Origin of the sequence: Staphylococcus sp. AS1337 (assembly GCF_051408735.1) — a bacterium.
In the GTDB taxonomy this organism is placed as follows: Bacteria; Bacillota; Bacilli; order Staphylococcales; family Staphylococcaceae; genus Staphylococcus; species Staphylococcus xylosus_B.
In genome coordinates this window covers 1-23,503 of record NZ_JBOIHZ010000014.1, presented here as the reverse complement: position 1 = coordinate 23,503, position 23,503 = coordinate 1, and the positions used below count along the sequence as shown (strand labels likewise).

17 protein-coding genes are annotated in these 23,503 nt (G+C 33.5%); 10 read left to right on the top strand and 7 right to left on the bottom strand.

Annotated features, from left to right (window positions below; translation table 11 throughout):
• The first annotated feature begins 3 nt into the window (after positions 1–3).
• Complete coding sequence (locus ACSUE0_RS14365; protein ID WP_436957815.1) at positions 4–1,380, top strand: four-carbon acid sugar kinase family protein; 1,377 nt, start codon at positions 4–6, stop codon at positions 1,378–1,380.
• 16 nt (positions 1,381–1,396) lie between these two features.
• Complete coding sequence (locus ACSUE0_RS14360) at positions 1,397–2,758, top strand: gluconate:H+ symporter (protein ID WP_119613750.1); 1,362 nt, start codon at positions 1,397–1,399, stop codon at positions 2,756–2,758.
• 71 nt (positions 2,759–2,829) lie between these two features.
• Here ACSUE0_RS14360 and ACSUE0_RS14355 read toward each other — a convergent pair whose 3' ends face one another.
• From ACSUE0_RS14355 to ACSUE0_RS14340, 4 genes are all read right to left on the bottom strand, one after another.
• Complete coding sequence (locus tag ACSUE0_RS14355; RefSeq protein WP_119613749.1) at positions 2,830–3,492, bottom strand: ABC transporter ATP-binding protein; 663 nt, start codon at positions 3,490–3,492, stop codon at positions 2,830–2,832.
• A gap of 14 nt (positions 3,493–3,506) precedes the next feature.
• Positions 3,507–4,556: an ABC transporter permease gene (locus ACSUE0_RS14350; protein ID WP_119613748.1), complete on the bottom strand. Its 1,050-nt coding sequence runs from the start codon at positions 4,554–4,556 to the stop codon at positions 3,507–3,509.
• 93 nt (positions 4,557–4,649) lie between these two features.
• Positions 4,650–5,075 carry a pyridoxamine 5'-phosphate oxidase family protein gene (locus tag ACSUE0_RS14345; RefSeq protein WP_119613747.1) on the bottom strand — a complete coding sequence of 142 codons (426 nt, stop codon included), beginning with the start codon at positions 5,073–5,075 and terminating at the stop codon, positions 4,650–4,652.
• Between the two features lie 115 nt (positions 5,076–5,190).
• Positions 5,191–5,733 (bottom strand): LysE family transporter, encoded by a 543-nt coding sequence (locus tag ACSUE0_RS14340; protein ID WP_436957812.1) that lies wholly within the window; start codon positions 5,731–5,733, stop codon positions 5,191–5,193.
• A gap of 163 nt (positions 5,734–5,896) precedes the next feature.
• Between ACSUE0_RS14340 and ACSUE0_RS14335 the strand changes: the two genes are divergently transcribed.
• From ACSUE0_RS14335 to ACSUE0_RS14325, 3 genes are all read left to right on the top strand, one after another.
• On the top strand, positions 5,897–6,445 hold the full coding sequence (locus tag ACSUE0_RS14335; protein WP_436957810.1) for a helix-turn-helix domain-containing protein: 549 nt from the start codon (positions 5,897–5,899) through the stop codon (positions 6,443–6,445).
• A gap of 254 nt (positions 6,446–6,699) precedes the next feature.
• Positions 6,700–7,113, top strand: coding sequence for a hypothetical protein (locus ACSUE0_RS14330; RefSeq protein ID WP_436957808.1), 414 nt, complete (start codon positions 6,700–6,702; stop codon positions 7,111–7,113).
• Positions 7,114–7,117: 4 nt separating this feature from the next.
• Entirely contained in the window at positions 7,118–7,675 is a 558-nt protein-coding gene (locus ACSUE0_RS14325) for a DUF418 domain-containing protein (RefSeq protein WP_436957806.1), read from the top strand.
• 387 nt (positions 7,676–8,062) lie between these two features.
• On the opposite strand, the gene ACSUE0_RS14320 is transcribed toward ACSUE0_RS14325, so the two are convergent.
• The gene (locus tag ACSUE0_RS14320; protein WP_119613744.1) at positions 8,063–9,619 is read right to left on the bottom strand and encodes an alanine/glycine:cation symporter family protein; all 1,557 of its coding nucleotides are present in this window, start codon (positions 9,617–9,619) and stop codon (positions 8,063–8,065) included.
• Positions 9,620–9,865: 246 nt separating this feature from the next.
• On the opposite strand from ACSUE0_RS14320, the gene ACSUE0_RS14315 reads away from it, so the two are divergent.
• Complete coding sequence (locus ACSUE0_RS14315; RefSeq protein WP_119613743.1) at positions 9,866–10,606, top strand: sulfite exporter TauE/SafE family protein; 741 nt, start codon at positions 9,866–9,868, stop codon at positions 10,604–10,606.
• A 139-nt stretch (positions 10,607–10,745) separates the two neighbouring features.
• Here ACSUE0_RS14315 and ACSUE0_RS14310 read toward each other — a convergent pair whose 3' ends face one another.
• The gene (locus ACSUE0_RS14310; RefSeq protein ID WP_436957803.1) at positions 10,746–11,168 is read right to left on the bottom strand and encodes a DUF2871 domain-containing protein; all 423 of its coding nucleotides are present in this window, start codon (positions 11,166–11,168) and stop codon (positions 10,746–10,748) included.
• A gap of 416 nt (positions 11,169–11,584) precedes the next feature.
• The gene (locus ACSUE0_RS14305) at positions 11,585–12,445 is read right to left on the bottom strand and encodes an oxidoreductase (RefSeq protein WP_436957801.1); all 861 of its coding nucleotides are present in this window, start codon (positions 12,443–12,445) and stop codon (positions 11,585–11,587) included.
• A gap of 82 nt (positions 12,446–12,527) precedes the next feature.
• Here ACSUE0_RS14305 and panB point away from each other — a divergent pair, with 82 nt between their 5' ends.
• From panB to ACSUE0_RS14285, 4 genes are all read left to right on the top strand, one after another.
• Positions 12,528–13,340 (top strand): 3-methyl-2-oxobutanoate hydroxymethyltransferase, encoded by an 813-nt coding sequence (gene panB, locus ACSUE0_RS14300; protein WP_119613740.1) that lies wholly within the window; start codon positions 12,528–12,530, stop codon positions 13,338–13,340.
• The gene (gene panC / locus ACSUE0_RS14295; protein ID WP_436957799.1) at positions 13,337–14,185 is read left to right on the top strand and encodes a pantoate--beta-alanine ligase; all 849 of its coding nucleotides are present in this window, start codon (positions 13,337–13,339) and stop codon (positions 14,183–14,185) included. The genes panB and panC overlap by 4 nt, the downstream gene beginning before the upstream one ends.
• 248 nt (positions 14,186–14,433) lie before the next feature.
• On the top strand, positions 14,434–15,921 hold the full coding sequence (gene mqo, locus ACSUE0_RS14290) for a malate dehydrogenase (quinone) (protein WP_436957797.1): 1,488 nt from the start codon (positions 14,434–14,436) through the stop codon (positions 15,919–15,921).
• Positions 15,922–16,620: 699 nt separating this feature from the next.
• Positions 16,621–23,503 (top strand): Ig-like domain-containing protein (locus tag ACSUE0_RS14285; protein WP_436957795.1); only part of this gene is annotated, 6,883 nt, incomplete at its 3' end.

Genomic DNA, 23,503 nt, shown 5'->3' with positions numbered 1-23,503 from the left:
AAGATGTTAAACGAGCGTTTAATAAATGTAACGAAGCAAGATGTTATTTCAAAAAAACTTAGTACTTTTAAATATAAAATTATCGTTCTAGATGACGACCCAACTGGCACTCAAACAGTAAAAGACTTACCGGTATATACAGAATGGTCAGAATCATTAATTGAAGATGGTTTTAAGCAAGAGAATCACATGTTTTATATATTAACGAATTCTAGAGCATTAAATGAACAAGAAACTACACAATTACATCAAGAAATCAGTCGTAATATAGCACGTGTTTCACAACGATTAGATCATCCGTACATTGTAATAAGTAGAGGAGATTCGACATTAAGAGGGCATTTTTATTTAGAACCGAAAGTCTTAAGCGAAGCTTCAGATGAACAATTTGATGGCGTGTTTTATATACCGGCATTCTTTGAGGGAAAACGTTACACATTGGATGGTATTCATTATTTAAAAGAAGGCAACGGATATGTACCTGTGTCTGAAAGTGAATTTGCAAATGATACTACATTCGGATTCAGTAGTAGAACGATGGCAAGTTTTATTGAAGAGAAAAGTAACGGAGAAATTAATGCTGATGACGTAAAACATATTCGTTTATCACAAATACGAGAACGTGATGCCCAATCAATTAATGAAGTGCTTAACAGTATCTCGACTTTTGATGCTGTTATAGTTGATGCATTAAATGATGAAGATATGGATTATTTTGTTTCATGTTTAACTAGATTTTTAGAAAGTAATGATAAAAAATTCATGTTTAGAACAGCCGCGTCATTTGTTAAGGCTATGTGCGAAACACCTGGAGAGATCATTAACTTAAATCATTATAGTGATCAAACGAATGGTGGACTTATGATTGTAGGATCACATGTTAAAAAAACTTCATTACAACTACAACATTTATTAACAAATACTGATATAGCATCCATTGAGTTTGATGTAAAAGCAGTAACTACAAATGATTTACAAACGTACATAAATCAACAGATAGAAAAGGTGACATCATATATTCAATCGGGAAGAGATGTCGTTGTATATACTTCAAGAGATGTAATCAAAACAGAAGATTTAACGAATAATTTAAGTATTTCTACGAATATTTCCAATGCATTGGTTGGTATTGTACAAGGCTTGAAAGTAAAACCAAGATTCATTATTGCTAAAGGTGGTATTACTTCTAGCGATGTTGCCACTAAAGGACTGAATATTAAAAAGGCACTTGTTATTGGCCAAATAACGCAAGGTGTACCAGTTTGGCTAACAGGGGAGGAAGCAAAATATAGTCAAATGCCTTATGTTATTTTCCCGGGAAATATTGGAGATGAAGATACGTTAACAACTGTATATAAAATGAATACGAAAGAGATATAGAAAGTAGGGGAAGAACATGATGGGAGAATTTTGGCCATTAGTTGCTGTTGTGATTGGTGTACTTATATTATTAATGTTAATTATGTGGTTTAAACTTAATACATTTATCGCGCTAATTATCACTTCAATGGTAACCGGTATTTTACTGGGAATGCCTTTAGATACAATTGTAACTACTATTGAAAAAGGTATGGGGGATACACTAGGACATATTGCTATTATTTTTGGTTTAGGTTCCATATTAGGGAAGTTGTTGTCAGATGGCGGTGGCGCTACACGCATTGCTGATACATTAATCAATGTGTTTGGTAAGAAATATGTGACGTGGGCAATGATTATCGCTTCATTTATTATTGGGATATCGCTATTCTTGGAAGTAGCATTTGTGTTATTGATTCCTTTAGTATTTACATTAGCTAAAAGGATGCAGATTTCAAATTTAACAGTTGGTCTTCCGATGGCAACTTCTATAGCAGTAACACATGGTTTTTTACCACCACATCCAGGACCAGTTGCAATTTCAGAAGCGGTAAATGCCAATATTGGTCATGTATTAATGTATGGTGTTATTATCGGCATACCTTTAGCAATTATTGTTGGAGGTATTTTTCCGAAAATTGCACATAAATTAACACCTGAAGCTTTTAAAAGAAAAGGAAATCAAGCAGCTGTAGGTGAGTTTAAAGTGTTTGAAAACGAGGATTTACCAAGTTTTGGTATGAGTTTGCTCACGGCACTTGCACCAGTTATCTTAATGCTACTAGCTACCATTGTACAGTTAATCACAGGTAATGAAGAGGGAAAAGCAAGTGGTTTCGAAGGATTTATCTACTTTATTGGAACTTCTGTAACTGCGATGTTAATTGCCGTATTATTTGCAATTTATTCTATGGGAATTAGAAGAAAACAGAGTATGAAACAGATTATGGATACAGTTTCGAATGCCATTACACCCATAGCAATGCTTATTCTTATCATAGGTGGTGGCGGAACATTTAAACAGATACTAATTGATGGTGGTGTAGGTGACACCATTTCAGAGATATTTAAAGGCACTGAAATGTCACCGCTTATCCTTGCATGGCTAGCTGCGGCGCTATTACGTACAGCATTAGGTTCAACAACAGTTGCAGCAATTTCGTCGGTAGGTATTGTTTTACCATTATTACAGTCATCTGATGTAAATATTTCATTAGTTGTATTAGCTATCGGAGCTGGGAGTATTTTCTGTTCACATGTGAATGATGCAGGATTTTGGATGTTTAAAGAATATTTTGGTTTAACTATGAAGGAAACATTTTTAACTTGGACCTTATTAGAATCCATCTTATCAATTGTAGGTTTAGGATTGATTTTAATTGTGAATTTCATCGTATAACAATGAATTGGAGTGAGTATTCTCAATCAAATTTTGGTTGGAATCTCACTCCTTTTTATTATAAAAAGTGGTTAAGTCAGTTGCAAAGTACCATCTTCCATATGATATACACGATCACAAAATGATGTTAAACGCTCATCATGAGTCACAACGATACAAGTTTTATTGTGTTGTACTGTTTGTTCTTTCAATATATGCATTACTTCCATAGCGTTATCTGTATCCAAAGAAGCGGTTGGTTCATCTGCTAATATGAGTGAAGGTTTTGTATATAATGCTTTAGCAATAGCGACACGTTGTTTTTGTCCACCAGATATCTCATTTGGTAATTTGTTTTCTATCATTTTGAGATTAAGTTGTTCCATAAGTTGTGCATATTCATTTAGTGTTAGAACATCTTTTTTTTGTTTTTGTAATAATTTAAATTGTTGCTTTACCGTTAAAAAAGGAACAAGATTCGTTGCTTGTAGAATGAAACCTATTTCTTGCATACGTGTATCCGATAATGCTTTTTGATTCATTTGTGAAATGTTTTTATTATTGATGATAATTTCTCCAGATGTAGGCGTCTGCAATGCACCTGCCATTGTTAAGAATGTACTTTTTCCAGACCCAGAAGGTCCTATAATAGCGATAAGTTCATTCTTATCAAAATTAACTGTCGTAGGTTTGACAGCTTCAATGGTTTGGTTACCATCCTTAAAGTATTTGGTTACATCTTTAAATTCTAGCATTTAATACCTCCTTATTAACTAATCGCTTTGAGCGGATCAACTTTTCTAATTGTTAAAATAGAGAAGAGGCTTCCTATAAGTGAAACCAAGATAAGTACAACACCATATACTGTTAGTGTGACAAAACTAAATTTAATTGGAACCGCATCAGGTAAAAAGAAACCAGTAATTATAGTAAGTACAAGACCTATAATTGTACCAATGACTGCAATGATAAAAGTTTGTGACAATACTACTTTAGCAAGGTAAGCATTTGTAAAACCTTGTGCTTTTAAAACACCAAAGAGATTTGTTTTTTGTAATGTAATGACATATAAAAAAATAGCAATGACTGTTGCAGAAATTATGAATAAAAATGTAATCATAAAGTTTAATGTCAGGTTTTGTGCTTGATAACCAGGTAAATTTTCAATGAATTTCCCAATTTCAATGGCTTCTAAGTCGTTATCTAAAGACTTTTGCTTCCACTTTTTATCTTTGACGATTACAGCATTTGTTTTATCTTCTATTAATGATGGATTGATATTTTGAATAGTTTTATTATTTGAGAACAGGACTGGAGAAGCATTATATTTTGCACTTTCACTAAATCCTACAATTTTTAATTTTTCGTCTGATTGTGATAATGACAATTTGTCACCTAATTTGAAACCTTTATCTTTCAAAGTTTTATCCGCTACGACATCATTTTCATTTTTGAATTTTTGTCCTTCTAGGATTTTAGGGAGTAAGAAAGTATCAGATTTAACTCCGAAAAGTAATGCATTTTCTTCTTGTTTGCCATTTGAGACAATAACTCCAGTTTGTTTTAAAGTCGTTTGTTGTTTGTAAGTGTTTGCTACTTTAGATTTATCGAAGATAGATTGTTCGACAGTCTGGTTTGCATCGCTATTCAATATAATTGCATCGGCTTCCCATTTATCAATTCCTTCTCTATTCATATTCATCAAGCCACTCGCTAAACCTGATAATAGAAAAAGGAGATAACTAATCATAATTAAAACGCCTATGATTAGACTGAATTTCAATTTATTCCTTTTTATTTCATTCCATGCTAAAAACATATGTAACCGCCTTTTCAATTAAAATAATCAGCCATTAAAAAGCACTTATTAATATGCATATTTATCTTCACATAATAAGTGCTAGTTTAATAATTAATCAAATTGTACTATTTCAGGTTGATCTAACTCATCATCGTTCATAATTTTTATAGTATTAGGTAAGATTTTTAATACGCATAGTTCCGGGTCTTCACTATTATCAAAGAAAGATTTGTCTTGGCGCTTCCATAGCCAATCAATTGTTTCCTGATCTTGTACTATAGATAATGTTGCTTCAATTTCTAAGTAGCTTCTGTTCTTTGTATCATCATAGCCTAACAATATATGTGCTTTAGGATTTGATTGAATTTCATCTATTTTAATAGAATTAATATTTGTTTTGGTATACAAGGTGTTACCATCATTATAAAACACCATGTACCTACTATTGGGTACATTATTATATGCTGTAGATAATATACCGATTCTTGACGTGTTCAAAATTTCATTAATTTTATTTGATGCTTTAGAATTACTCATTGAATATATCACCTCATTTAAATTAATTCCCTATTTTTATTAAATTAAAAGCATAAAGCTCATTTTCAATCATAAAAATGTACGATAATCTGTTTTTTAGTTCTAGTATACATAGTTATTCTAACAACATCATAAAGGCTAATATAACTAAACTTAATGACATGAAAATCTTATAGGCAGTATTATATTTTAGTAATATTTTTTTGAAACAGAGCCCTAAAAATGCCCAAGCAATAGTGCCAGAAACACCTATTAGAGCGATAGTAACTGTATAGCTCATGGAAGTGAAAATTGTCATATCTTGTGTAGTGACGTAAGTGACAATTGCGGTTAGTACATAAACGATAGTCTTAGGATTCACGTATTGAAGATATAATCCATCACGTAAGCGATAAGTATGATTTAAGTTAGCGTCTTTGTGATTATGTTTAAAAACTGTATAAGCTAGATATAATAAATAAACAAATCCTACTAATTTTATAATGAAAATGAAACTTGTGAAATAAATTGTCATAAACTCACTAAAAATAAGACATAGCAATGAAAGTGTTAAGAAGCCCAAACCAATTCCAATTAAAAATTTCAATGTACCTCTAATACCTAATCGTAAGGCGCCATCCAAAGCTAATAAATTATTTGGTCCAGGTGTATAGCTCATAAAAAATGTATAAATTATAAAAGATAGAAACAAATTGCATTCTCCTCACATTATCCTTTATTATGGAAATATAGCACTAATAATTCCTATTTACTGGATTTATCCATTTAAGAGGATTTTATATCCGTTTTACAGGAAAGTCAATAGAAAAAGGGGCATTACGATGGAATTCCATAAAATTGTGGCAAAAAATATTTATTTATATAGAAAGAAAAATAAAATTAGCCTGGAAAAATTATCAAAACTCACTGGGGTGAGTACATCTTCACTAAATGAGATAGAAAAAGGAAATACAATTCCAACTATTAATACTGTTTGGAAGATTAGTAATGGACTGAAATTGTCATTTAGTAGCCTCATGAGTGAAGCAGAATCTGATTATATACAAGTGAAAAAGGAAGATGTTGTGCCAGTAACAGAAAATGAAGGGAAATATAGAGTTTATCCTTACTTTCCATTTGAAAAAAGTAAGTCATTTGAATTCTTCTATGTTGAATTGGATCCCGGTGCAACTTTAAATTCTGAACCACATTTAGCTGGCTCTGAAGAATCAATTATCATTATTGAAGGTCAATTAGAAATGCATTTAGAAAATGAAGTGCTTACCTTAAAAGAAAGAGATGCATTGAGATTTAAATCTGATATTGCCCATAGTTATATTAATAACGGGAACGATATTACACTCATTTCTATGGTTATAGATTACAAGTAAAAAGAGTAGTGGAGTAACGTAATTATTTTAGTGATAAGTATTTTTATTGTCGTATTTAGCAGAAGGTAAAGAGTTGTGAAAGAATTTTTATATTACAAAATCGTCATTTCACTTTCACTTTCACTTTATAATAAGGAGCTCATATGATTAGCAATGCTAGTATATATGAAAGAATAGTTTTATAGATGCATTTTGAATTAATAACGATATATACAGTATTATAAAGAGAATTTAGAGTGAAGAGGAGTAATATTTTGAACAAAATTAATAATAGAATAGAAACATTGGATTTTCTCCGTGGGTTTGCATTATTGGGAATCATACTTGTAAATATTATTGCAATAGCACAATTACCGGCCCCGGAACTTTCAAATGATATTACATATAAAAAATTCCTAGATTTCTTTATTGAAAACAAATTTTTTGCTATTTTTTCATATTTATTTGGTATTGGTTTTTATATCTTTATGCAAAGAGCGAAGCATAAAGCAGGGAATAAGTATGTTATATTTTTGCGTCGTATTATTGTACTTGGTATTTTTGGTTTCTTACATATGCAACTGCAATCAGGAGAAGCGTTGTTAATATACGCTATATTCGGATTGTTGCTTATCCCATTTTTTAAATTGAATAAGTATATTAATTTTTGTTATTTGGTTAGATGCTAAATTCTTGATTCCATTTCCATATTTTATATTAGGATTAGTGTCAGCACAATTTGAAATCATTTTAAAATTTGAAACTGCTAAAAAGATATGGAGAATAGTGGCAATTAGTTCAGGTATTGTATCGTTACTGGGATGGCATGTACTTAATGAATTTTACGTTGTGCCACATATTGATTTATTACCTAAGCAACTTCAAAAAAATCCAGAAGATTATATAGTAGCTGTTGGTCAATATCATCGTCTTATTACAATATTTCCACCTTTCATGAGTTTATTTTATACATCTTGTCTCATTTTATTACTGATTATGTCTTGGGGGCGTTTTATTTTAACGCCACTTAAATATTATGGCAGAATGGTATTAACAAATTATATAGGACAAACTTTAATCATAGGCTTATTAATTTTAATATTTGATGGAAAACAGTGGAGTTTACTTCACACATTATGGATATGTTTGATGATTTATATAGTTCAAATAATTTCAAGTATGGTATGGCTTAAATATTTTAAATTAGGGCCTTTAGAATATATTTGGGAATTAGCAACTTACATGAAGTAGATTAACATGACAAAGTAAAAGCTAAGATTTGGGGATAAGTATATACATTATCAAGCAAAGAGAGTTAACCAGTATAGTGTTGTGTTCATAAAATCATATATTTGTATATATACATGTTTTTACAGGATGTGATGCGAGTCTTTATTCTTTCTCCTATACTATTTCCCAGGACATCATCAAGGTGCAAAATTTCATAAGAATAAAATAATCGTCAACTTCTATATTCTTTCATAATAGAAATTGACGGTTATTTTTTATTCAGAGGCCATTTATCACATGTTCTTTCTTGTAACTGGATATACATTGAATCAATGCTTTAAATTCAATTAACTTATTTTAGTAACAAATTATTTGTGAACTTACAAAATTTTATATTACATATTTTTATTAAAAGTTTTGTTCATTTTTCGCTTTATTTATCCAAAAATCAGCATTGGGAACTTCTTCATTTGTAGGACGATATACAGCTAATCTACCGGAACCTTTTTCTTTTTTCTGCTTTTCAAAATCCTTTAGAGCGTGAAAAGCGGGCTTGAATAGAATCCATATAGCTATGATATTTAACCATGCCATCAAACCAACACCTAAGTCTCCCATATCCCAAGCGGCATCTGCTGTTTTTAAAGTTCCAAATGCAGTTGCAATAATTAACATACAACGAGTCAAAGTGATATAAAAATTTGATTTTTTAGGTGTCATTTTACGAGTTAGGTATGCCATATTTGTTTCAGAAATGTATGAGTATGCCAATATTGTAGTAAATGCAAAGAAAAATAAAGCAATAGCTATAAAGTATGAGCCAAAACCAGCAAAATTAGGATCAAAATGGTAGTCAGATCCTTGAAATGCTTTATCAATACCAGATTGAACATACATCGCTGTGCCTGAATAATCTCTTGAGCCATCTGCATTCTGTACATAAATACCGTTATCTTCAATTAAATTCGGGGCGCCATGTATATTTTTGGTACCATCTGTTGTGTTAAAAGTACCTGACATTAGAATAATTAATGCAGTTGCGGTACAAACAAATAATGTATCTATGTAGGCAGAGAATGCTTGGACGAGTCCTTGTTTAGCTGGATGAGATACTTCAGCTGCTGCAGCTGCATGAGGGCCTGTGCCTTGTCCAGCTTCATTAGAATAAAGCCCTCTTTTTACACCAATTTCAATCATTGCACCGACTATACCACCAAATGTTGATTGTAGTCCAAGTGCAGATTTAAATATAAGTGCAAACAATGCTGGTACTTCTTCTAAATTCAGGCAAATAATTATAATAGCTAACAAGATATACGCAATAGCCATAAATGGAACCACTGCCGTAGCCATACTAGCAATACGTTTAATGCCACCAAATATTATAAGCGCAAGAAGTATGATTAGAAAAATTGTTACAATCCATTTTGGAATATTAAAAGCACTATGCAAAGAAGTTGCAATTGCATTGGATTGAACACCTGGCATTAAAAAACCTATAGATATTACTGTAATACCGGCAAATACTAGCGCAAATATTTTACCAAATTTGCCCCCTATACCTTTCTCTATATAGAAAGCAGGCCCACCTCTGTATTCTCCGTTTTCTTTCTGCTTATAGATTTGACCTAGTGTGGATTCTACAAACGCTGTACTAGCGCCAATTAATGCAGTAACCCACATCCAAAATACTGCACCAGGTCCACCTATAAAAATTGCTGCAGAAACACCGACTATATTCCCAGTACCAACTCTCCCGGCCAGAGATAGGGATATTGCTTGAAAGCTAGAAATACCTTGTGGGGATTTTTCACCTTTAAATAATAAACGAATCATTTCTTTAAATTGCCTGATTTGTGCAAAACGAGACATGATTGAAAATAGTAATCCAGTAATTAATAATCCAAAGACGAGCGGTGGACTCCAAATGATTTTATCTAAAAAACTAATGATCTCTGAAAGCAAAATAATTCTCCTAACATAATGAATTTACACTAATTTTTGTAAGCGTTTCCACCGATTCTACACTTTTGAGAAATCTTAGCAAGTCTACATATTAAATTGTTAATTGTTTAATTCATTAAATTATTAAAATTATTTTCAAATGTTTATAAGATGGAAATAATAGTGATATGATGTAAATGAATTTGAAAATTGTGTAGGATTTTGTATTTAATTATTTTTCAATTAATTGGATGTAGGGGCGTATATATGGATGTATTTATTATACTTATTTTGTTCGCGATATTTATAGGGGGACTGGTAAGGACTTATTTTGGCTTTGGAGAAGCACTCATAAGTATGCCGTTACTAGCACTGATAGGGTTAGAAACACATACAGCGATATCTGTCGTTGGTTTGGCTGGCTTATTTGTAGCAAGTTTAAATATATTTTCTGATTATAGAAATATAAAATATAATGTTTTATTTATTATGTTAGCAGGTAGTTTAGTTGGTATACCTATAGGTATTTGGATTTTAAGACATTTTAATACTGATATTGTGCAAATGATGTTAGGTGGATTTTTAATTATTTATGGTACATATGCATTAAGTAGGTATTTGTTTTTAAATAATCGTATACGAATTATATTAAAATCTAATAGATGGGTTGGTATTACAGGCATTGTTTCTGGAATCTTAGGTAGTCTATATAATTCTCATGGTGTTCCAGTTGTGATTTACGGGACCCTATCAAGTTGGCATATAAAAGATTTTAGAAGCACAATTCAAGCACACTTTTTCTTAACGGCAATATTTGTAGTTATGGGGCAAGGATTTGGTAGTATATGGACGGAACAAACGATTCCTTTATTTTTATTGTCATTACCTTGTTTAATTATTTCAGTGGTAATAGGTAAGTATTTATCTAAGTTAACGTCTTATAATCATTTTGAGAAATGGCTGTATCTATTTATCGTTATATTGGGAGCGTTAATATTAATAACTTAAAAAGAATAGAATATGGTGCTCCTTATCATTATATTGATATTTATTTGCCTCGCTACTGAATCATAATAAATAAAATCGCTTTAAAGTACTACTTTACCATAAGCACTTTAAAGCGATTTTATTATAACAATATAAAGCATTATTTAATTTTATTTGAGTTCACATTTATTCTTTTATTTAAAAGTATAAAGAATAGAATAAAGGCGATAGAAATCATTATGTGCCCTAATCCTGCGATACCCGCTATTGCTGGGTTAACACTAAAACCTTTGATTGTCGCAATACCATTAACATATTGCATGGCTACTGTTACTAAAATACCTAAATGGAAGATATAGAAAAAGCTGTTAAACAATTTACTATTTTTAGTTAATTTCAATTGATATTCAATAATCATAAATATTAGGAACATAATTGTACCTAAAACGAGTAAATGCGTGTGTGTAACATTTAATTGAGAGTAACCACTAAAATTTTCTCCTTTAGACATTTCGCGGTAAAAAAGACCGCTTAACATACCTAGTAAAGTATAGAATGCTGAACTAAACATTAATTTTTTCATTTTTTCAACCTCCAATTTGTTAATAACTGTAATATAACTGGCTTATATGAACTCTATATGAACAAAGATAAAAAATATTAATTTCATATATTTGGTGTATGCAGTTATTAAAAAGACAGAAAAAGAAAGAAGGAAATTGTGTCTCAATTATATTTTAAATGTTAGAAGTAGTTTTAATTGTTCTATCTATTAGTGTTTATTTTCAGAAAGTCTTTAAAATCTATAGGAGTTTGTATCGAATGATGGTTAAGAAGTATAGTTCGTTACTTATAATTTTGAAGTGAAGAGGGATAATGTGATTAGTGAAATGTGCAATTCATCATTACCTACATTTATCAGATAATGATGAAGCCTAAGTAATCAATTTACATTAATTGATTACTTAGGCTTATTTTAAAAGTAAATAGTGTTTTAATTTAATTTATTTGCTGAGCTAGTAAAAGTGGATAAATTGTATCAAGTGTAGGGGTCTTTAAACCATGCAATCGTGCTTTGTTATATAAAAAACCTTGAATTCCCTCAATCTCTAATGGCTTGTTTTCTAAAATATCGTAGTACATACTCGTCCCCATTTCATTAGGGTAACCTTCATAAATTGTCATAATTTCAGTTACGATTTTTTCCTCAAATAGTACATTTTCATATTTGGCAATTTCTATACCTTCGCGTAATAAATTCTCACATAGATTTTTAATACCTGGGACAGTTAATACAGAAGCGGTAGAACGGCTCAAAGCTGTCACACTATTGATAGCTAAGTTCACAAGCAGTTTATACCAAATTGCTGTTTCTATATCATCAGTTAGGTGAATATCTAGTGGTGTATTCTCTAGTTCTTTACGTAGTGCTTCTGTTTGAGGTGTATTCTTTAAGATTAATTTATGATCACGAAAGTGAGTTACTTTATCATTCTCTTTTTGACCACTAATATACACAACAGCTTGATAAACGAATGGATGTTTAAACTTTGATAATTGGCCATGACCATTTTGAGCTAAAATAATAGTAGTATCTTTATGTAACAAGTGATCTAATTCAGTTAAGACTTTTGACAGCTGATGTATCTTTACAGCAATAAATATAACGTCCAATTTTTTATCACAGTCACTTAAAGTAGTTACAGTTAATTGATGTGCCTCATTTGAATTTCCATTAACAAAGAAATTAATTGTTTTATTGCGACGACCTAATAATTTTAAGTTGGGTTGATTATGTTGAAGATCATACGCAATTGTACTGCCTACTGCGCCAGGACCAATAATAGCAAAATTACTCATGTTATCTTATTTCCTTTTCTAGAAAGTTTAGTTAGTATATGTATGACAATATAAATATATCAAATTGTGGAGTTGATTTTAATTGAAAACATTGAGTCAGTTACAAGCATATAAAGAGCATAAAGAAAAAATTTCAATGGTAACAGCTTATGATTACCCAAGTGCTAAACAAGCTGAAGCAGCACAGATAGATATCATATTAGTTGGTGACTCACTAGGTATGACAGTTTTGGGTTACGACAGTACAGTACAAGTAACTGTCGAAGATATGATACATCATGCAAAGGCAGTGCGCCGTGGCGCACCTGACACTTATGTAGTTGTCGATGTGCCATTTGGTGGAGTAGGCATTACTGAACAATATGACTTAGAAATAGCAGTCAAATTGTACCAGCAGACTAATGCCAATGCGATTAAAGCAGAGGGTGTGCATCTAACAAAATATATTGATAATTGTAGCCGTATGGGAATTCCAGTCGTTTCACATTTAGGACTTACGCCACAAAGTGTAGGTATTACAGGATATAAAATGCAAGCAAGTAACAAAGAAGCGGCACAACAACTTCTGAATGATGCCCATGCAGTACAACAGGCTGGCGCAGTCATGTTAGTGTTAGAAGCAGTACCAGCTGATTTAGCATCAGAAATCTCAAAAAAATTAGATATCCCTGTAATAGGAATAGGAGCAGGTAAAGATACAGACGGACAAGTATTGGTTTACCATGATTTATTAAATTATGGTGTTGAGCATAAAGCGAAATTTGTAAAACAATATGGAGATTTTTCAGTGGGTGTTGATGCATTGATTGAATACAACAGCGAAGTGAAATCTAGCCAGTTTCCTGACGAAAATCATACTTATAAAAAACGCGTAATGGATGAGGATACAAAATGACTAAAATAATCACGAGTATTAAAGAAATGAGACAGATTACAAAGGAGTTACAACGTCAAGGTAATGCTATTGGTTTTGTGCCGACAATGGGGGCATTACATGATGGTCATTTAAAGATGATGGCTCAATCTGTTGAAGAAAATGATGTAACTGTGATTAGCATTTTTGTTAATCCTTTACAATTTGGCCCCAATGAAGATTTAGCATCATATCCAAGAGATATTGATGGAGATGCAATTAAAGCACAAACAATAAACGTTGATTATATATTTCATCCAAGTGAAAAGGAAATGTATCCACAAAAACCAACAATTGAAGTGAAAGCAGGCCGTCTTGCTACAGTGTTAGAAGGTGCTGAGAGACCAGGACATTTTGATGGCGTAGTTACTGTTGTTAACAAATTATTTAATATTGTGCGTCCCAATAAAGCATATTTTGGTAAGAAAGATGCACAGCAGCTAGCTATCGTTGAAAAAATGGTAGAAGATTTCAATCATCCAATTAAAATTATTGGTGTAGATATTGTAAGAGAAGAAGATGGATTAGCCAAAAGCTCACGTAATATATATTTAACTGAACATGAACGTTCAGAAGCGGCATATTTATATCAGAGTCTTTGTTTAGCACAATCAATGTATGAACAAGGAGAGAGAGAAAGTAAAAAGTTAATTGAAAAAACACGTGAATATATTGAAAATCATACCACTGGTAACATTGAAACGGTGGCTATTTATAGCTATCCGCAACTCATTAAACAAGAACAAATAAAAGGGGAAATATTCCTCTCATTAGCAGTTAAATTTAGTGAAGCACGCTTGATAGATAACATAATTATAGGTGACTAATTAGCATGATATAAACAATACACTTAATGTAATTTAACAGAAATTAATCTTATCGTAATATACATTTTACATTTCGACAGTGTTGTTTTATCATATGCTATGAGAGATATATATCGAGAAGCAAATTTATGATAGTAAGACAGTATTATAGGGTATAAATACATTAGGAAAAGAATTACTGGTATCTTATAAAATAAAACATATTATAAATTGCTATTAAAAAGTGATGATTGAAAGGTGGAAACATAATGAGTGAATCAAACTCTAAAGACGTTATTTTAATTGGCGCGGGTGTTTTAAGCACAACATTCGGGACAATGTTAAAAGAACTTGCACCAGATTGGAATATTAAACTTTTTGAAAGACTCGACAAACCTGCTATAGAAAGTTCAAATGAGCGTCATAATGCTGGTACTGGACATGCCGCATTATGTGAATTAAATTATACAGTTGAACAAAAAGATGGCTCAATAGATGTAGAAAAAGCTAAAGAAATAAATGAACAATTTGAGATTTCAAAACAATTTTGGTCTCATTTAGTAAAAAGTAAACAAATCACAAATCCACAAGAGTTTATTCGCCCTTTACCACACATTAGCTTTGTACAAGGGGACAAAAACGTAAACTTCTTGAAAAGACGTTATGAGGCATTAGCTCCATTATCAATGTTTAAAGGTATCGAATATACTGAAGACCACGGAAAATTAAGAGAGTGGATGCCATTGATGATGGAAGGTCGTGACCCAAATGAAACAGTTGCGGCTAGTAAGATTGATGAAGGTACAGATGTAAACTTTGGTGAACTTACTAGAAAGATGGCTAAAAATTTAGGCGAACATGAAAATGCACAGCTTTTCTATAAACATGAAGTCCAAGACTTTAGCCGTCGTAAGGATGGTAAATGGGAAGTTAAAATTAAAGACTTAAAAACTAAAAAAGTAGAACATCATATTACAGATTATCTATTTATCGGTGCTGGTGGTGCAGCGATTCCATTATTACAAAAAACTGGTATCCCAGAAAGTAAACACTTAGGTGGTTTCCCAATTACAGGCGAATTCTTAGTATGTAATAACCCTGAAGTTGTAGCTAAACATGAAGTGAAAGCTTACGGTAAAGAACCAGAAGGTACGCCACCAATGACTGTACCTCATTTAGATAGACGTTACATTCAAGATGAAAATTCATTATTATTCGGACCATTTGCGGCAATCGGACCAAAATTCTTGAAAAATGGTTCTAACTTAGATTTATTCAAATCAATTAATCCAAGTAATGTGATTACGATGTTATCAGCAGCTGCTAAGAACTTCCCATTAATTAAATATTCAATTCAAGAAGTATTAGCGAAAAAAGATGATCGAATGAAAGAGTTACGTCGATTTGTGCCTGATGCTAAAGATGAAGATTGGGATATCTTACAAGCTGGTAAACGTGTTCAAGTTATTAAAGACACTAAAGAACACGGTAGAGGCTTTATTCAATTTGGTACAGAGGTTGTTAATTCTAAAGATCATTCTGTTATCGCATTATTAGGTGAGTCACCAGGTGCTTCCACATCAGTATCTGTTGCTCTAGAAGTTATTGAAAGAAACTTCCCAGGTCAACTTAAACAGTGGGAGCCAAAATTGAAAGAAATGATTCCATCTTATGGTAAATCATTGATTGAAGACTATGCGTTATTGAAACAAATACGCCAAGCTAATGACACAGAGCTTCAATTAAATAATAAATAATAAAGTTACTTTTACCTCGAAACATGTCTATGTTTCGAGGTTTTTTGTTGTAGAAATATATTAGCTTATTAAAACTTTTAAAATAAATAAAACTAACTAAAATAATATTTTCAAAATAACCATATAATTATTTTAACCACTATAAATGTTATTTAGATGTTTATCGGTAAAGTTAAAAATATTAATTACTATAATTATTTTGGTACTTAAATTATTGAATAAGCACTTTACATTGTGTACTATTGAAAATATAATTAATAGTGAATCGCATTACTCAAAAAATAATTGTTTAAATGCAAAATTTTTGTGTGGAGTTTTACATTGAATATCATTTTCAATAATTGGAATTTATACTACTGAGAATGTAAGAGAAATTATAGTTTTGATCATATATATAGGTGATTAACATATTTTTGATGAAACATATTTATTTAAAACACTTCGCATTTCCTCAATAAAACTTTCAATAATTTTAGGCTATGCTCAAAAACTTCAAGATAAAGAACCTGATTCAAAGAGTGATACCAATGCAATTAGTTGAATTCCAAACTTTTGAGTTGCGTGGAATAATAATGTAGTTTTTATTAAATGCGCACACTTGAATGTAATAATTATGTAAATATTTATAAAAAATTCTTGCATTTATTATTAAATTGAGTAATATTGAATTGTGAAAAGTAAATTTGAGGTGGAAAAATTATGAAAAACAAACAAGGGTTTTTACCTAATAGATTGAACAAATACTCTATTAGGAAATTTACAGTTGGGACAGCATCATTATTAATCGGAGCTACTTTAGTTATGGGAGTAGGCAATGAAGCTCAAGCCGACGAACTTGATTCAATAACTAGTGATAATGCAAACACTAAAGATAAAGGCGAAGCTTTAGATATAAGTGATATTAAAAGTGTAGAAGATATTAATTCTGTAGAACACGATAATGAAGAAGTAGAAAAAACTAATAGAACAACGCAAGAAAAAACAGAAAATTCAGAACAAATGCCTAAGAATAATGTAGAACAATCGACAGCGGATGAAAGTAACAAAGAACAATTAAGTAACGAAGAACCCAAAACAGAAGAAACAAATGCAGAGCAAAATGATTTTGAAGACACAAATAAAGTTGAAGAACAAACATCATCTTCTAATAGTGCACAAGAACCTGCAAAATATGAAGAAGCAGATACTGAAGAACTCAAAACAGAAGAAAATAATAGTGATGTATCAACCAAGGATGAAACACCAACTACAGAAAATGATAAAGAAACAAACTCAGTAAAAACAGAGGAAACAGTTAATAATCAAACTGATAGTGAAAAAGATAAAAAAATAGAACAATCACAAACAGATAGTAATCAAGAAGATACCAAACAACAAGAATCAAATGTGAAAACAGAGGAAGTTGCAACATCTGAAAATTCAACGACTTCGTATAAAGTTGATAAATCACTTGAAATAACTACAGAAGACAAGACAAATAATGAAAATGTTAAATCAAAATTAGAAACAAAGTTAGCAACTTCTAAAGACAAAAAAGATACTGTTAAAACTTTTTTAAGTAGTCAATTATCATCAACTGAAGCAGATGAAATCATGAATAATGCAGATGTTAATTATGAGACAGCTACAGATGAAGAAATTAACACTGAAATTTTGAAAGCTTCACTTATTGAACTTGTAAATGATCAAGAAAGCGCGACAACACTTGCTACACCAACGCGTACAATGTTTAGATCAATGGCTACACCAATGGCCTTAGCTGCCGCAACAGATCAAAATGAAGAGGTCCAAAAATCGTTAGGATATTTAGATAACTATACATTTGCAACATTAATGTTTAATCCTAAACCATTAGATTCAGACACAATTTTAAAAGGGAATTATATTCCATTCGATATAAATAGTTATATGTCAGGATCAAACTCAGGTGATAGATATAAAATTGATTTGAAATTAGATTCATTAATTGCAGACCATGTAACAAAAATCACAGCTAATCCATCAGGTAGATCAACACCTGTAGAATTTACTAGATTACGAGATGCGAATGGAAACCTTACTGATATTTGGGAAATTAATTTTATCAGAGCGAATGGTGGTCTTTTTGGTGGAGCTGAAATTCTATCTCAATACAAAGCTACTAACGGTAGAATAGAGTTGGATGACACAGTTGGAAATATCCTGAAAGCAGCTGGAGATTTAAGTAATAACAAACTTAACTACCAAATGTATGTACGTGACTCAGAAGGAAACAAAATAGTGAGAACATCAGAAAGTAGCGGTTACTTCTTAACAAAAGCTGATGCAGACTTAATTCAGTTACTGAATAATGTTTCAAGTGATAGTAAAACGTCATTTCAAGCGAGTACAGGTTCTGCAATATTTGACCCGACAATAGGTACAAATGGCGGATTTATTGTCGATCAACAAATAATGAAAGATGGTATCTTCACATATACAAGAGGAAAAGGTTGGAGTTATAATTTCCAAATCGATAAAGATTTATTACCATATATTGATACTGCTGAATTACACTCACTTGATTATAGGGGATTAAGTGGTTTTGATAAAACGTATATTGCGGGGAATAAAACAGCGACTTTGACACTTGATGCAAATGGTAATGGAACAATTACAAGTTCGAATCTAAATGATTTAATTGAATTTAATAATTTAACACCAGAAACGGTTGGTATACGAATTGTACTTAAATTAAATCAAAGTGCAAATAATATTTTGACGCAAGATGCACAATACGATTCACAAGGAAATTTGATTGGTGAAACAGTTAGACAGAAGGAAGATTTCACTTTTGCCGGATACTTAACAGATAGTACAGGTAAACTTATCAATAATACTATGGGTACTGCAACATTAGCTTTACAAGATTACGATAGAGATGGTCTTTTAGACAGATATGAACGCCAAGTATCATTGAGTGATCCTGAAAATAATGATACTGATGGTGATGGTAAAAATGATGGAGATGAAGTTGTAAAATACAAAACTTCACCATTAGTTGGTACACCTATTGCAGCCGATATAACTACTAATGATGTTGTTGTGACAGGAACTGTTCCATTAAAAACGGGTGCAGCAACTCAAACTGCTAAAGTTATAGATGCAAATGGAAAAGTGATTGGCACATCTACAGTTAATCCAGATGGTACATTTTCTGTGTCAATTTCTAAGTCACCTGAAGGCACATATACTATTGCAATTGATTCACCTAACTACGAAAATGACGAAGTTAATACATTTGACATTATAGATGTTTCTAAAGTACCAGCACCATCTATTAATCCAGTTGATGATAACGATAAAGAAATACAAGTGAATGGTACAGCAGGCGCAACAGTTACTGTCCGAGATAATAACAACAATGAAATTGGTTCAGTTCAAATACCAAGTGATGGTTCAGCTGCAACTATCGTATTAAATCAATCGTTAACAGCTGGAACAGTTTTAACTGCAACAGCTAGCAAAGATGGTAAAACAAGTGAAATTTCAGATCAAATTACGGTTACAGATGAAACAGCACCTGAACCACCAGTTATTAATATAATAACAAGTAATGATACACAAGTTACAGGCAAAGCTGAGCCTAATTCAATAGTAACAATAGGTTTCCCAGGCGGAGGCAAAGTTTCAGTAGTTGCTGATGATCAAGGAAACTTTACAGTTGATATACCAAACAGTGTAACTCTTGAAGGTGGAGAAGTATTTAAAGCAATTTCAACAGATGAAGCAGGAAATGAATCACCAGTAGCAACGACAACAGTTACAGATACGACAGCACCAGAAGCACCAACGGTGAATGACGTAACAAGTGAAGATACAACAGTGAGTGGAACAGCAGAACCGGGCTCAACAGTAACAGTAACGTTCCCAGATGGAACAACGGCAACAGGCACGGCTGATGACGAAGGTAACTATACAGTAGAAATACCATCAAATGTAGACTTAAAAGGTGATGAAGAGATCGTTGTAACGGCAACAGATAAAGAAGGTAACGTGTCAGAAGAAGCAACGACAACAGTTACAGATACAACAGCACCAGAAGCACCAACGGTGAATGAAGTAACAAGTGAAGACACGCAAATTTCTGGAACAGCAGAACCGGGCTCAACAGTAACAGTAACGTTCCCAGATGGTACGACAGCAACAGGCACGGCCGATGACGAAGGCAACTACACAATAGAACTTCCAACAAATGTAGACTTAAAAGGCGATGAAGAGATCGTTGTAACGGCAACAGATAAAGATGGTAATGTATCAGAGGAAGCAACGACAACAGTTACAGATACGACAGCACCAGAAGCACCAACGGTGAATGACGTAACAAGTGAAGATACAACAATAAGTGGAACAGCAGAACCAGGTTCAAAGGTAACAGTAACGTTCCCAGATGGAACAACGGCAACAGGCACGGCTGATGACGAAGGTAACTATACAGTAGAAATACCATCAAATGTAGACTTAAAAGGTGATGAAGATATCGTTGTAACGGCAACAGATAAAGATGGCAATGTGTCAGAGGAAGCAACGACAACAGTTACAGATACGACAGCACCAGAAGCACCAACGGTGAATGACGTAACAAGTGAAGATACAACAATAAGTGGAACAGCAGAACCAGGCTCAACAGTAACAGTAACGTTCCCAGATGGAACAACGGCAACAGGAACAGCAGATGACGAAGGAAAATACACAGTAGAAATACCATCAAATGTAGACTTAAAAGGCGATGAAGAGATCGTTGTAACGGCAACAGATAAAGATGGCAACGTGTCAGAGGAAGCAACGATAACAGTTACAGATACGACAGCACCAGAAGCACCAACGGTAAATGAAGTAACAAGTGAAGATACAACAATAAGTGGAACAGCAGAACCAGGTTCAAAGGTAACAGTAACGTTCCCAGATGGAACAACGGCAACAGGCACGGCTGATGACAAAGGTAACTATACAGTAGAAATACCATCAAATGTAGACTTAAAAGGTGATGAAGAGATCGTTGTAACGGCAACAGATAAAGAAGGTAACGCGTCAGAAGAAGCAACGACAACAGTTACAGATACAACAGCGCCAGAAGCACCAACGGTGAATGACGTAACAAGTGAAGACACGCAAATTTCTGGAACAGCAGAACCAGGCTCAACGGTGAATGAAGTAACAAGTGAAGATACAACAGTGAGTGGAACGGCAGAACCAGGTTCAACGGTAACAGTAACGTTCCCAGACGGTACGACAGCAACAGGCACGGCCGATGACGAAGGCAACTACACAATAGACATTCCAAGAAATGTAGACTTAAAAGGTGATGAAGAGATCGCTGTAACGGCAACAGATAAAGAAGGTAACGTGTCAGAAGAAGCAACGACAACAGTTACAGATACAACAGCACCAGAAGCACCAACGGTGAATGAAGTAACAAGTGAAGATACAACAGTGAGTGGAACAGCAGAACCGGGCTCAACAGTAACAGTAACGTTCCCAGATGGAACAACAGCAACAGGCACGGCTGATGACGAAGGAAAATACACAGTAGAAATACCATCAAATGTAGACTTAAAAGGCGATGAAGATATCGTTGTAACGGCAACAGATAAAGATGGCAACGTGTCAGAGGAAGCAACGACAACAGTTACAGATACAACAGCGCCAGAAGCACCAACGGTGAATGAAGTAACAAGTGAAGATACAACAATAAGTGGAACAGCAGAATCAGGCTCAACAGTAACAGTGACGTTCCCAGATGGAACAACGGCAACAGGAAAAGCTGATGACAAAGGTAACTATACAGTAGAAATACCATCAAATGTAAACTTAAAAGGTGATGAAGATATCGTTGTCACATCAACAGATAAAGATGGAAATGTATCAGGAGAAACAACGACAACAGTTACAGATACAACAGCGCCAGAAGCACCAACGGTGAATGACGTAACAAGTGAAGACACGCAAATTTCTGGAACAGCAGAACCGGGCTCAACAGTAACAGTAACGTTCCCAGATGGAACAACGGCAACAGGCACGGCTGATGACGAAGGTAACTATACAGTAGAAATACCATCAAACGTAGACTTAAAAGGTGATGAAGAGGTCGTTGTAACGGCAACAGATAAAGATGGCAACGTATCAGAGGAAGCAACAACAACAGTTACAGATACAACAGCGCCAGAAGCACCAACGGTGAATGACGTAACAAGTGAAGATACAACAGTGAGTGGAACGGCAGAACCAGGTTCAACGGTAACAGTAACGTTCCCAGACGGTACGACAGCAACAGGCACGGCCGATGACGAAGGCAACTACACAATAGACATTCCAAGAAATGTAGACTTAAAAGGTGATGAAGAGATCGCTGTAACGGCAACAGATAAAGAAGGTAACGTGTCAGAAGAAGCAACGACAACAGTTACAGATACGACAGCACCAGAAGCACCAACGGTGAATGAAGTAACAAGTGAAGATACAACAGTGAGTGGAACAGCAGAACCGGGCTCAACAGTAACAGTAACGTTCCCAGATGGAACAACAGCAACAGGAACAGCAGATGACGAAGGAAAATACACAGTAGAAATACCATCAAATGTAGACTTAAAAGGCGATGAAGATATCGTTGTAACGGCAACAGATAAAGATGGCAACGTGTCAGAGGAAGCAACGACAACAGTTACAGATACAACAGCGCCAGAAGCACCAACGGTGAATGAAGTAACAAGTGAAGATACAACAATAAGTGGAACAGCAGAATCAGGCTCAACAGTAACAGTGACGTTCCCAGATGGAACAACGGCAACAGGAACAGCTGATGACAAAGGTAACTATACAGTAGAAATACCATCAAATGTAAACTTAAAAGGTGATGAAGATATCGTTGTCACATCAACAGATAAAGATGGAAATGTATCAGGAGAAACAACGACAACAGTTACAGATACAACAGCGCCAGAAGCACCAACGGTGAATGACGTAACAAGTGAAGACACGCAAATTTCTGGAACAGCAGAACCGGGCTCAACAGTAACAGTAACGTTCCCAGATGGAACAACGGCAACAGGCACGGCTGATGACGAAGGTAACTATACAGTAGAAATACCATCAAACGTAAAATTAGATGGTGGGGAAGAAATCATAGTTACTTCTAAAGATAAAGATGGCAACGTGTCAGAAGAAGCAACGACAACAGTTACAGATACAACAGCACCAGAAGCACCAACGGTGAATGAAGTAACAAGTGAAGATACAACAATAAGTGGAACAGCAGAACCAGGCTCAACGGTAACAGTGACGTTCCCGGATGGAACAACGGCAACAGGCACGGCTGATGACGAAGGTAACTATACAGTAGAAATACCATCAAATGTAGTCTTGAATGGTGGAGACACTATCGTAGTGATTGCTACGGATAAAAATGGAAATACTTCAGAACCTACAAATACAAATGTAACTAGTACAGGAGAAAACCCAGGTACAGGAGAAAATCCAGGTACAGGAGAAAATCCAGGTACAGGAGAAAATCCAGGTACAGGAGAAAATCCAGGTACAGGAGAAAATCCAGGTACAGGAGAAAATC

Bases quoted from the DNA above. Each gene is read 5' to 3' on its own strand.
- ACSUE0_RS14350 (WP_119613748.1), bottom strand. From the start codon at position 4,556: ATGTTTTTAGCATGGAATGAAATAAAAAGGAATAAATTGAAATTCAGT.
- mqo (WP_436957797.1), top strand. From the start codon at position 14,434: ATGAGTGAATCAAACTCTAAAGACGTTATTTTAATTGGCGCGGGTGTT.
- ACSUE0_RS14345 (WP_119613747.1), bottom strand. From the start codon at position 5,075: ATGAGTAATTCTAAAGCATCAAATAAAATTAATGAAATTTTGAACACG.
- ACSUE0_RS14305 (WP_436957801.1), bottom strand. From the start codon at position 12,445: ATGAGTAATTTTGCTATTATTGGTCCTGGCGCAGTAGGCAGTACAATT.
- ACSUE0_RS14365 (WP_436957815.1), top strand. From the start codon at position 4: ATGTTAAACGAGCGTTTAATAAATGTAACGAAGCAAGATGTTATTTCA.
- ACSUE0_RS14315 (WP_119613743.1), top strand. From the start codon at position 9,866: ATGGATGTATTTATTATACTTATTTTGTTCGCGATATTTATAGGGGGA.
- ACSUE0_RS14360 (WP_119613750.1), top strand. From the start codon at position 1,397: ATGATGGGAGAATTTTGGCCATTAGTTGCTGTTGTGATTGGTGTACTT.
- ACSUE0_RS14355 (WP_119613749.1), bottom strand. From the start codon at position 3,492: ATGCTAGAATTTAAAGATGTAACCAAATACTTTAAGGATGGTAACCAA.
- ACSUE0_RS14340 (WP_436957812.1), bottom strand. From the start codon at position 5,733: ATGAGCTATACACCTGGACCAAATAATTTATTAGCTTTGGATGGCGCC.
- ACSUE0_RS14310 (WP_436957803.1), bottom strand. From the start codon at position 11,168: ATGAAAAAATTAATGTTTAGTTCAGCATTCTATACTTTACTAGGTATG.
- ACSUE0_RS14335 (WP_436957810.1), top strand. From the start codon at position 5,897: ATGGAATTCCATAAAATTGTGGCAAAAAATATTTATTTATATAGAAAG.
- panC (WP_436957799.1), top strand. From the start codon at position 13,337: ATGACTAAAATAATCACGAGTATTAAAGAAATGAGACAGATTACAAAG.